Below are 12259 nucleotides of genomic sequence, written 5' to 3'. Positions count from 1 at the left end.
CCGCCGTGATCATTAACCAATCGCTGGCCACCGCTTTATTTGGCAGCGCCGATCCTATGCGAAAAGCTATCCGTATGGATAACCGCACCGATCTGCAGGTAGGCGGCGTATATGAGGATCTTCCGCAAAGCACAGCGTTTTATGGTACGCAGCTGTTCCTTCCCTGGGACCGGGCCGTGAGCACCATTCCCTGGCTGAAAGATGAAATATCCAAATGGGACACGCACTACTGGAAGCTGTTCGTAGAGCTGAACGAGGGGATTGACATGGAGAAGGCCAGCGCGAAGATCAGTGGCGTTGTACAACAACATTTGAAAACCGGCAAAGAAACCCTGTTGCTGCATCCCATGAACAAGTGGCATTTATATAACGAGTTTAGGAATGGCCGGGTAAGCGGGGGGCGTATCCGCCTGGTATGGCTGTTTGGCGCCATAGGTGCGTTGGTGCTGTTGCTGGCGTGTATCAACTTTATGAACCTTTCTACCGCCAGGAGCGCAAAACGTGCGAAGGAAACCGGTATCCGGAAAGCTATTGGCGCTACGCGGGCACAGTTGATCCGGCAGTTCCTCAGCGAATCGCTGCTACTCTCCTTTTTATCGTTTGTATTGGCAGTCGGTTTGGTGTGGTGGCTGCTGCCATTGTTTAACCGGATCACCGAAAAGCAGATAGTTATCCCGTTCCAGTCGCCCTGGCTATGGGCGGCCGGCATTAGCTTTACAGTGCTTACCGGTTTGCTGGCCGGCAGTTACCCGGCTTTTTACTTATCATCTTTCCGGCCGGTAAAAATATTAAAGGGGGGCTTTACCGCAGGGCGTTTTTCCCTGCTTCCCCGCAATGCGCTGATGGTAGTGCAGTTCAGCGTATCTATTGCGCTGATCATCGGAACGGTGATTGTATACCAGCAAATACAGTATGCAAAAAACCGCCCGGTGGGTTACACCCGGGAAGGGCTGATCAACCTTACTATGAACACCCCTGAAATGTTTGGCGCGCCATACAATGAGTTACGCGCGGCATTGCTGGAAAGCGGCGCGGTAGCGGATATGGCCAAAGCTTCCCACCCTACCACAGAGAACCCCGGCAACAGCGACGATCTGAGCTGGGAGGGCAAGGCGCCCGGCGTGGCGGCGCCTATAGGCTTTGTAACGGTGTCGCACGATTATGGCCATACCATTGGCTGGCAGATAAAAGAGGGGCGCGACTTTTCCCGGAGCTTTCCTACTGATACCGGCGCGCTCATTTTAAATGAAGCGGCGGTAAAGCTCATTGGGCTTAAGCATCCCATCGGGAAAATGATACAGGCAGGCGGCGAACCGCATATGATTGTTGGCGTGGTGAAAGATATGGTAATGGCATCTCCCTATACTCCTGTTCAACCCGTGATATTCTCCCTGCAATATGGCGTATATAACGCCCTTACGGTGAGGGTGAACCCGGCGATGCCATTAAGGACGGCGCTTGCGGGGATTGCCGGCGTATTCAGAAAGTTTAACCCTGAGGGGCCTTTTGATTTTACTTTTACAGATGAGCTGTATGCGAAAAAGTTTTCCGATGAGGAGCGCATTGCACGACTCACCACTGTATTTGCCGTGCTGGCGGTTTTTATTTCCTGCCTGGGCATCCTGGGCCTGGCGGCTTTCCTGGCAGAGCAGCGCACCAAGGAAATCGGTATCCGCAAAGTGATGGGCGCCACGGTATCCGGCATCCTGCTGCTGTTATCGAAAGATTTTGTAAAGCTGGTAATGATTGCTTTGTTAGTGGCTGCGCCACTTACCTGGTATTTTATGCAGAGGTGGCTGGATCATTACGCGTATCATACACCGGTATCGGTGTGGCTGTTTATTGCCACCGGTGCGGGCACTATATTTATTACATTGCTTACGGTGGGTTACCAGTCGGCCAAAGCAGCCCTGATGAACCCGGTAAAGAGTTTACGGACAGAGTAGGGTGTTAGTTCAGCGGGCAGGCCCTCAAAAGCGGGCGCAAGAATAAGGTTACAACACAAATTTAACCCTATTCCGGTGGCACAAACACCCCCTAAATTAGTCGCATTCACACACACTCATTTACATTTTAACTCCGGAGATTTGTAGTACATTAAAATCGTAAAAATCATGAGTACTCCTGTAACGACTGGTTTTAAAGATAGTGCTGTTAAACCCGGTCCCCCGCACAAAGTTGTATCTGCCGAAGAATGGCAGGAAGCCAGGAAAAAGTTCCTTCAGAAAGAAAAAGAATATACCCGTTTAAGAGATGAACTAACCCGCGAGCGTATGGCATTGCCATGGGAAAAAGTAGAGAAAAACTATGTATTCAATAGCCCCGAAGGCAAGGTAACCCTTTCCGATCTGTTTGATGGCCGCAGCCAGCTGATCATCCAGCATTTTATGTTTGGCCCCGATGAAGAAATAGGTTGCGTGGGCTGCTCTTTTGCTGCAGACTCCATTAATGGCGTACTGCCCCACCTGGAGCATCACGATGTATCCTTAGTGGTAGTATCGCGCGCGCCGCTGGCTACGCTGGAAGCGTTCCGCAAGCGGATGGGCTGGCACTTCAAGTGGGTATCGTCTGGTGAAAGTGATTTCAATTACGACTACCACGTATCATTCCATCCTGAAGAACTGGAGACAGGAAAAGTATTTTATAACTACAACGTGGTGGAAAATTTACCGCACAACATGGAGGATCTTCCGGGACTGAGTGTATTTTATAAAGATGAGAACGGCGATATCTACCACACGTATTCGACTTATGGCCGTGGTGGCGAATTACAGCTGGCCACCTATAATTACCTGGATATAGCGCCATTTGGACGTAACGAAACCAATGAGCGCGGGGATTTAACTTCCTGGGTACGGCATCACGACAAATACGATGAGAAAGGGCATGTAGATAATACCGGCAGGTATCATAAGGAAAAGACACCGGGATCCTGTTGTTCTGAAGACTGATCATCATGAAAACACATTGTTCCTGCGGCGCTGCTACGGGCAGCAGCGATCGCAAAACAACCGCTGCGCAATCCACCGGTCCGCTTAGTTTCCGGCAACGCTTTGTAAAAGGAGTACGATGGCTGATACCGGGCATCACCCTTGTACTGCTGCCAAAGTGCCCGGTTTGTCTCGCTGCCTATGTAGCGCTGGGTACAGGAATCGGGTTGTCTGTAACCGCTGCTACATGGCTGAGATCGGGACTGGTGGTGTTGTGTGTGGGCTCTTTGTTTTACCTGGCGGTAAACTGGCTGATGGCCTACCGGAAACGGCGGCAGTCAGCGGCTTAATTCAAGGTCAAACAACATCAGCTCATTCACTTCTCCCGGGGGGAGAATAGTTCCCTGCAGGGTAAATCCCGAGCGTTCCAGCAAACGGACGGAACGGTGATTATCCTGTTGTGTGATGGCAAACAGGCGTGGGAACGGCAGTTCCTGCCGGGAATAGGCAATAGTGCCTGCAGCCGCTTCATAAGCATAGCCCTTGCCTTCAAAAGCAGGAAGGAAGGCAAACCCCAGGTCGGGCTGCTCCAGGTATTTTCTTTTAAACAATCCACAGATACCAATAGGTTCTCCTGTTTCTTTCAATACCGCTACCCATGCGCCGTATCCCTGTTCTGCGTATAGGCGTAACAGGTTGTTCATGATATAGCGCTGTGCGTCTTCGAGTGTGCGTATGTGGCGGTCGCCTATGTATTGCAGCCAGGAAGGCGTGTTCAGCAATTCAAGTACAAATGCGTCGTCGGTAGCTGCAAAGGTGCGGACCTGTAGCCGCGGCGTTTCGAATAGAACTTTCATGCTTTCAAAATAAAATTTTCCTGTGAAGGGAACAAACGCGATTTGCGGGGCGGCGCTTACCCCCTGCCTGTAAGCCGCTCCAGCTGCCGGAGATAATCGTATTGCAGGTCTTCATGCAGGGTGGCTACTGTTTTGGTGATCTTCTTTACCTGCTGGTCATAAAGGTTATTCAGCTGAATGCTGTAGGAAGATAGTAAACCGGATAACTTCATCTTTGTGCAGAAATAAATAAGCAGTTCCACTTCTGCAGGTTTGGAGCCCATATAGCGTATATGCTTGTTCGTTATACGCAGGATCTTCCGCAGGCGTTTTTTTGCGTGGTATAATTTATCGCCGGCCATCTCCGTAAATCCATTATCTATTTCTTCTTTTACCGCAGCTATATAGCCTTCTTCGTTATGCGCTTCAAACAGCAGGTAGGTTAGCAGTTCCTTGTTATCGTTCTTGTATTTGGCGAGGCGCAGGCATAAGGCCTGCAGCTCTGCCGGGGGGAGCGTGGTTAATTCTTTCTTTATATCGCTGATACTGGCTGCTTTCATAATCCTTTTAATGCTGTTGGCGAAGATACTATCTATTCCGCAGCATGTGCACTATGACCGTTACCTTTACGTTCCAGCCAGGAAGTGAATACGGTGTAGAATACCGCTACAATGATAGCGCCTTTGAACATACCGGTAAATCCCCATGCCGCCATACCGCCGATTACACCGAGGAATAGCACCAGGAAAGGGAGCTTGCCGCTTCGCGCAATGAGCAAAGGTTTCAGGATAGCTTCTCCTATCAGCATAGCGCCGCCATAGATAATAAGAAAAAGCGTCATACCCGTATGCCCCTGCATAGCCATCCAGATAATTAAAGGGATCCATACCACCAGCGGGCCAATCTGTATCACCACCAGGAAAAATACAAGCGCCGCCAGCCCCAGGGCAAACGGGATACCTGCAATTTTAAGCCCTATAAATGCCACTATCCCCGTAATGAAAGCAGTGCCCATCACACCAATAGACACGCCCTTTATAGCCATAGTGGTGGCATTCAGCAGGCTGGCCCCATCTTTATGCCCCAGCAGGTGCTGGGCGGTAGCCCTGATAGGCTTTACCGCCTTCTCCCCTCCTACCAGGAAAAAAGCCGAAATGATAATACCAATGATCAGCTGTCCTGCAGCGCCGAGAATACCCGCCCCGCTGCTGATAATGTGATGCAGTACCATTCTTACCTGCTGCTCATGAATATTGGTAGATAATGTTTCCCTCGGGCTTTCCTGCAAATGCTCCCAGAAATCGGTGATATCACTGCCAATGTAAGGCATATTCACCAACCACTCCGGCAGCTCCGGAAGACCGTTCTCCTTCACATTACCGATCCAGTGCAGGGCCTCCCTGATATGCCCGCTGAGGGCGGCAATAAAATAGGTAACCGGTAAAGCTATTATGGCTACCAACGCTACCGCATATATGGTAGCAGCCAGCTTACGGCGGCCCTTCAGCCATATTACCATGCGCTCAAACAGGTGATGAAAGGAAACAGAGAAGATCAGGGCAAAAGTAAGGACCCCAAAAAACAGGCGCAGCACATCATACAGGGCCAGCAACAAAGCCAGCAGCAGCAACAGCACCAGGATGGATTCAATCATATTCTTGGAGGCAGGGCGAAGATGGTTCATACGGGCGGTGTTTTATACAGGTTTCTTCCTAAATATACTTAAAACCTTGTTTTTTGCCACCTATGACATCGATAACCGCATAAAGCCCTGTACTTCCTCATTGATATCTTCCGGGAGATACATACGGAAATGATGATTAAACTGCCGGTGATCGCCCGGCACCTGCGCAATTTTCTGGAAGCATAAATTATCGGGGTAGGCTTTCTCAAAGGGGAACACGATATGCACAAAGTTCTTTCCCAGCTGGGTGATCCATGCTACCTTCTTATCGTTGATACCGATACCGATCATTGATTTGGTGGGATACAGGTAGATCTTCCCCAGCTTTTCATACTGTGCAATGAAATGTTCCAGTAGTGCCAGTGTTTGGGTGGATTTACCGGCAATAAAGGCGTGGAGCAAAGGATCGGTATTTTGATGAAGTAAAGATTTTGGCATGTTGGTGATTTTATGGCAATGTATTAAATGATTTGGTGATGTGGAGAGTTTTGTTTCAACCTTACAAAACAAGCCGGCCTCAAAAGGCCGGCCGTCATATCAGATCGAATAATAAACAATTAACCTCTTTATTGCACCACTATCGCCTTCACCAATCGCCTGCCACTGGTATGCGTTGCTTCCAGCAAATAATATCCCGGCAAAACTTTACTGCCCCATTGCAGCGTTACCGGTGTGCGCTTATCGGTTACATTCACGGTGGCAGTATACACCGGCTGGTTCATGTAATTCAGCAACCGCAGCTGGTACCTGCCTGCAGGGCCTTCTCTGAGCTGCAGTGATACGCGGCCCGCGGTTACCGGGTTCGGATATACGAAAATATCGCCGGTGGATGCTACTTTCACCACGTTGCTGTAGGCCACTTCATTCCCCGGGCCTATCGACTGCACCCGGTACCAGGCTTCACCACCAGTCTTATTATCATCCATTACTTTATACAGCGCTTCTTCAGGATTGGCAGCGCGGGTATCCACGTTATAGAAATGTTGCCCGTCGCCGGCCCGTTGTACTATGAATTTTACCCATTTCCATTTGCCGGGAGCCGACCATTCAATAGCGACCTTGCCGGCATAGGGCAATGCTTTTATTAGAAAAGTTGTGTTACCCGCTTCAGGAGGCGCTTTCATGAAAGCGGTGGAATACACCGTATCTGTAGAAATGGCTGTTTTATTGCCATCCAGCGTAGTAACGGTGATCACGGCTACACCGGCACTTTTTGCTTTCACCTTACCGGTGCTGTCGACCGTAGCTATGGCTGTATTGCTGGAGCTCCATACTTTGGCTTTGTTGGTGGCTTTTGCCGGCAGGATGGTAGCGGTTAACTGCAAGGTGGAATCCACTTTTATACGGGCAGCTACCGGCGTTACGCTCACGCTGGCTACATCTACCTTACCAAAAACATAGAGCTCGTGTATAGACCAGTAATTGCCTTTGGCGCCGGTTTGCACAATTCTGATATACCTGCCGGTTTTATCTGTGAAAGCGGCCAGCGTCATGCCGGTATTGCCTACGCCGGTGGCAATGGGACTGCCCCAGTTCACGCCGTCCCCGGAAGTGTAGATGCTGTAGCCTGCGGGTGAATCGTCCGGGCTGCCGGTAACATCCAGTACAATGGCATGGAAGGTATTCACAGTTTTCATATCCACTGTAAATGTTTGACCGTTCACCTGCGAGCCCTGTGTATCCCAGCGGGTGGTGGCGTTGCTATCCAGCACATTTTGCGCGTTACCGTTGTTCACAGAAGCGGTGGCCGTCCAGCCCTGGCGGTCCATGGCGCCTGTAATTGAAACGCCCCAGATATTGCCCAGGTTATTTTTCCATAAAGCGGCGGTGCTGGTTTGCAGTTGTGTACTATCGATGATAGAGGAGCGTGCCGACAAATGCGGACCTGCACCCGTATTCAACAACGCCCCTACCGGCCAGATCGCGGAGTTGTGTACATTCAGCGCCCCATTGGTGATATTGGCCCATCTTAATTGGCCGGGGTGATGGAAGTTCGCCTGCTGCATGTTGATGGTACCACCGTTCATGATCAGTCCTTTACCGGGATTACCCCAGTAGTCGGAGTTAAACATGGTGGAGGAACCAGTGTAGGTAGGCTGTGTGGAAATGTACGTGGTAGTGGTGTCCCCATACCCTACCACCTGTGTATTGATAAAGTCCATACCACTGCCCGATGAGCCTTCAAAGCGCATACTGTTACGGGAACCATCTATGCCTAACCCAAGACTCAAACCCGAAGGACCGCTACCGTTTTCAGATTTTAATACAATACCACTGTGGGAACCGAATACAAAGTCGTTGTATAATATTTCATTCTGGCAATTCCCCAATGTCAGGAAATCGAGGTTGGCATAATTGTAATCATATGCGCCGGAATTACTGCCAGTTGGGGAATTGGGCCAGCTGCCAAACTTTGATTCTGCGCCTGCTGCATATACGATGGTATTAAACTGGAGATTATAAATTTTGCCTCCGGCAGAATTTCCCCCAACGCGGATCCCGTTTTTAAATACGTGCCCGGCAACGAAGTCGAGGTAATGGTTATCGCATTTATAGGTGAACAGGTCTATGCCGCTGTAAGTGGCGCGCATGCCTACGTTCACGATGTATGCATCGCTGCCCGTTACCTGTATCAGGTAGGGATACGCCGGTGCATTTGGTAAGTTGGAATACACCTGCTCCGGGTAATTGAAAGTCATTCCCCTTACACCACTGTTGGCAGATAGTTTGAGGAAAGGTGTGCCCGATGCATTATTCTTATCTGCATAAACCTCAATAATACTACCTGGCCCCATTGGCACCGAACTAAGATCGGCCGATCCTTTGAGCTCCACGCCGGAAGGCACGGTAAGATGCCCGGTTACCTTATATTTCCCCGGGGGCAGGAACACGATGCCACCTCCATCCTGCGATGCTTTATTGAGCGCCGACTGCAGCGCAGTGGTATTATCCGTAATACCATCGGCTACTGCATTGAAAGGCGCTTTGGTAGCAACGTACAATACGGCCCTCGACGGCTTCTTCGTTTCACTGCTCACATCCGGGAACGCCGGTAATGCCTTCAGCGTAAGCGGGGTATGATCAATGGTGCTGGTATAGAGTGAATTGTTCTGGATGCTCACACCTTTGGAAAAACGGTTACCGGTGATGATCCCCCTGGAATTATTGCCCAGCATGATCTGCGGCTGGTTGTTATTAAAATCATTGTCGGATGCCAGGAGCGTGCCACCGCCAATATCTACCTTGCCTTTGGTAATGGTGCATTGCTCCATCATGGTGCGGGCGGTGGAGGCCGGATCAACGGTAACACCATTCAGCGTACCTCCCAGTGTACAGGTATGAAACTGCGCGGTGCCGGAAGTACCGGAGGCAATGGCAACACCGGTTTCGCAGGAAACGGTATTACAGCGGGCAAACATGATCCCGTCTGAGCTCACTACTTCCAGGTAAATACCGGTTTTACAATTGGTGAAGGTCATGCCGTAGTTGTGGCCGTTGGGAATAGAACCAGGGGTAGCGATCGAAGGCGCTGCATGAAATCCTTTGTTATATCCTTCAATATTTACAAAACAGGTATACGACCAGTCGTTCCTTCTCATCACGATACCGGTACCATTCTGGTAAATCCATCCTTCAAAGGAACTGCCGGCGGCGGGTGCGTTGGCAAGACCAGAACCCGACCAATATGCCGGGGAAAAATCAATGCTTTCCATATGCCCCACATCGGCAATATTATCTATTTCAATACCACGGGAAAGCGGCGTACCATAAAGACCGTTGATTATAGGGCAACTGCCGCCGTTGGTGCGGGAAAACACCACCCCGCTGTAGGCGTTCACAAAAGTTACATTCTTGGTGTTACAGTAGTCGTTACCGAAATAGTTGGGCTTACCAAATAAAATAGCGGGCGGATATGGTGTGATACTGCCGGGCAATTGCTCCGGGTACCAGATGGCCATATCCATTACAGCCGAAGAGGGCTCCATGGTAATAAAGGCGGCTGCATTTTCATCACCCCTACCAGCATAAGCCATGAGGATGGTACCGGTAATGGGTTGGCCTTTCACGGGCTTCTGCCATTCACCGCGGAGGGTAACGCCTTTGGGGATCACAAGGTTGCCACTTATTTTGTATTTGCCCTGCGGCACAAACAGCGTACCTCCACCGAGGATACGCAGGGTATCGAGCCGGTTCTGGAAAATGGCAGTTACATCGGTAACACCATCACCGTTGGCGCCGTAGTCAGCTACATTGTAGGCTGCTACGAAGGCATCTTTTGTAGGATACAATGGATTAATCAACTGCCATGTTTGTGCGGCTACGCGAATAAAAGGCAACAGGGCAAAAACAAAAAGCAGCATACAGATCCTGGGAGGGTTGTGTAAGATAGTTTTCATACGCGGATTAAGTTTTCATGGAGAAAAAACATGGGATTGTTCCGGTTGAACAATCCCATGTGGTGATTAATTTTTACGGGTGAATATAAAATCCCGCAGGTTGGTATCGCCGGTTTCCCATACAAACTTCACCAGGTGCTTACCAGGTGTGAGATGCAGGTTACCGTGCAGATACACCCAGTTGCCCCAGCCGCCTGTGCTGGTGAATGGGATCCTGCCGGTTTGGTTTACATCGTCTACCTCTATATGCAGTCCACGATCGCCGCCGTTAGGCGTAGTAATAGCAATGGCAATGTCGTAGTCGCCTTCGGAAGGCGCCTCCACGCTGTATTTCAGCCACTCGCCATCGGCAGTAAAACCAATATTGGCGCCATTGCCTTCAATATCTACGCCTTCATTGGGGCGGTAAGTGCCGGGAATATTATTGTCCGTGGTTTCATGATAGCCCCATCCTTCCCCACCGAGATCAAAGTCGGCCGCCTTAATGGTTACCGAAGCGCCCACGCCTGCAGGCAGTTGCAACGCGGTACCGGAATAAGGGTTGTATTTAAGTCCTGAGGCATCCACTACTATCACCATTGTTTTTTTAGTAGTATCTATTTTATAGATAGATGGATCGGTGATATCTACCGCCAGCGCCACTTTCTTTCCCGGGTGCGCCAGCAGGGCAGCCAGTTTCACGGTAACGGGGAAGGATAAGGAGTTATTAAAGTCCCTGAACGAGATGGAATCCGGCAGGGAAAAATCCGCCGCAGAAAGGGCTTCGGTACCAGGCAACCCATTTGCCGCCAGTAGTTTGGCAATGGTATCCATATTGGGTTTTACCCGCAGGTAAAACGAGGGGCCGGCGCTGCTGGTATAGCTTACATTCACCGGTACCTGCAGGGTGCCGGGGCCTACCGTGTAGTTCTTTCCTCGAACGGCAGGCACCTGGATGGATTTACCGTTATCGGGGTAGTACACATAATGGATCTGGTCTACCGGCACAATGCTGGTAGTATTGATCTGCACCACTACAATTTTCTTTGCAGCATCCAGCTTATTGTTTTTGGTAGGATCGGTAAGCTCTACTGCCAGGGCCAGTGTTTTGCCATAGTATTTTTCGAAAGAAGCCAGGTTCACTTTCAGGGTAAAGGTAGCTTCTTCCCGGCCAAAGGGTACATTCACCAGGTTAGGCAGGCTGTAGGCTTCCTGCTCCAGCAGTATACCTTCCGGGATCTGGTTATTAGCGATCATATTGATTACGGTATCCGTATTAACGGTAACGCCTATATCAAATCTTGAGGGCGCAGCGTCCGACAGCTGGATCTTCAGCGGTATATCTACGGTGGCATCGTTCTTTGTGTAGCTGCTGTCGCCCGTAGGGATCTTTACCAAACCGTTGTCGCTTTTAAAGGCAACGCCCACCTGTTGCACGGTGATCTCTTCCCCCTTAATATCGGGCTTTTTGCAAGACACCGCCATTACTGCCAGGTAGCTTAACAACAGTGTTGCCAGCGGGTACTTTAATGTATTTATCATCCTGTAAATAATTAATTGTTATTCATGCTTACATACCTGGTAGTCCATACTTTTCCATCGAGGTTCCATCGCAGATCAGCGGAAACCTGGAGCCAGTCGAGGATCTGCCGGCATACATCTACTGGTTGCGGCATCAGTTGGGAAATATTGGCCGGTGAAGCAGGACAAATAAGATCGTTGAAGTTGAACCAGCCGTAAGGGCCGTTCAGTTTAAAATCGGACAGGTTATCGCTTTTATCTTTCAGTACCGGGCCTTGTCCGTCGGTGGCAGACCAGTAGCCGGTGAGCTGTTTTCGCAAAGGATGCGTGGCCGACATATTGGTTTCACAGGCATAATCGCTGATCACCTGGTCGGTAGCAGTGCTGTCCCATAGCTTCAGCTCCGTTACGTATACATCCGGGGCCGGGTAACTGCCTGCATAGGGCAGGTGGCCCAGGCGCAGCGGCGCCGTGTTATTCAGGTTGCCATAGCCGGTAATGTTGATATCGTTATTGAACTTACCATCGGTGAATGTTCTTACATGCGTGGTTTGCGCAGAAGTATCGTACACAAACTGTGCAGCAATGTCATGCCAGTTGCCATCACTGATATCGGCGCCGTTCACCACCATATTGTCTGTTCTTCCGGGTGCGTTCTGTCCTATGTTCAGCTGCCATCCTTTCTGGTTCAACACTACGGCCCATCCCTGCACGCCCGGGTCAAGGGAAGCCCTTTTGGAAAGCACGGAGGTATTGGAATAGGTATAATCGCCGTTGGCGCCGGGCAATACCTTGATCTTCATTTCCAGGGCCATACCGCGGGTATCTTTCAGATCATAATTACGGTTTACATCATCAATAGTGGCATACACTGCATTGGCATCTGTTCCGTACAGGTGCACGCCTTTGCCT

At 50.2% G+C, this 12259-nt stretch carries 10 protein-coding genes; 3 read left to right on the top strand and 7 right to left on the bottom strand.

Annotation, left to right across the window (positions count from 1 at the left end):
• The 3 genes from VIM72_RS24385 to VIM72_RS24375 all read left to right on the top strand — a co-directional run.
• Positions 1-1946, top strand: a 1946-nt coding sequence (locus VIM72_RS24385; protein WP_332005433.1) for an FtsX-like permease family protein, incomplete at its 5' end; no start/stop codon positions are given.
• Between the two features lie 168 nt (positions 1947-2114).
• On the top strand, positions 2115-2951 hold the full coding sequence (locus VIM72_RS24380; protein ID WP_332005432.1) for a thioredoxin family protein: 837 nt from the start codon (positions 2115-2117) through the stop codon (positions 2949-2951).
• Between the two features lie 5 nt (positions 2952-2956).
• Complete coding sequence (locus VIM72_RS24375) at positions 2957-3280, top strand: hypothetical protein (RefSeq protein WP_332005431.1); 324 nt, start codon at positions 2957-2959, stop codon at positions 3278-3280.
• Here the strand turns inward: VIM72_RS24375 and VIM72_RS24370 are convergent.
• From VIM72_RS24370 to VIM72_RS24340, 7 genes are all read right to left on the bottom strand, one after another.
• The gene (locus tag VIM72_RS24370; RefSeq protein WP_332005430.1) at positions 3269-3787 is read right to left on the bottom strand and encodes a GNAT family N-acetyltransferase; all 519 of its coding nucleotides are present in this window, start codon (positions 3785-3787) and stop codon (positions 3269-3271) included. The two genes, VIM72_RS24375 and VIM72_RS24370, sit on opposite strands and share 12 nt — an antisense overlap.
• A 56-nt stretch (positions 3788-3843) precedes the next feature.
• Complete coding sequence (locus VIM72_RS24365; RefSeq protein ID WP_332005429.1) at positions 3844-4326, bottom strand: hypothetical protein; 483 nt, start codon at positions 4324-4326, stop codon at positions 3844-3846.
• A 32-nt stretch (positions 4327-4358) separates the two neighbouring features.
• Positions 4359-5450: an AI-2E family transporter gene (locus tag VIM72_RS24360; RefSeq protein WP_332005428.1), complete on the bottom strand. Its 1092-nt coding sequence runs from the start codon at positions 5448-5450 to the stop codon at positions 4359-4361.
• Positions 5451-5510: 60 nt separating this feature from the next.
• On the bottom strand, positions 5511-5888 hold the full coding sequence (locus VIM72_RS24355) for a hypothetical protein (RefSeq protein ID WP_332005427.1): 378 nt from the start codon (positions 5886-5888) through the stop codon (positions 5511-5513).
• 128 nt (positions 5889-6016) lie between these two features.
• Positions 6017-9847 carry a glycosyl hydrolase family 28-related protein gene (locus VIM72_RS24350; RefSeq protein WP_332005426.1) on the bottom strand — a complete coding sequence of 1277 codons (3831 nt, stop codon included), beginning with the start codon at positions 9845-9847 and terminating at the stop codon, positions 6017-6019.
• Positions 9848-9913: 66 nt separating this feature from the next.
• Entirely contained in the window at positions 9914-11368 is a 1455-nt protein-coding gene (locus tag VIM72_RS24345) for a carbohydrate-binding protein (protein WP_332005425.1), read from the bottom strand.
• Between the two features lie 11 nt (positions 11369-11379).
• Positions 11380-12259 (bottom strand): DUF4983 domain-containing protein (locus VIM72_RS24340; protein ID WP_332005424.1); only part of this gene is annotated, 880 nt, incomplete at its 5' end.

Origin of the sequence: Chitinophaga sp., from assembly GCF_036569185.1 — a bacterium.
Taxonomy (GTDB): Bacteria; Bacteroidota; Bacteroidia; order Chitinophagales; family Chitinophagaceae; genus Chitinophaga.
Note: the sequence above shows the minus strand (reverse complement) of the source record. Positions and strands in the feature narration are given on the sequence as shown.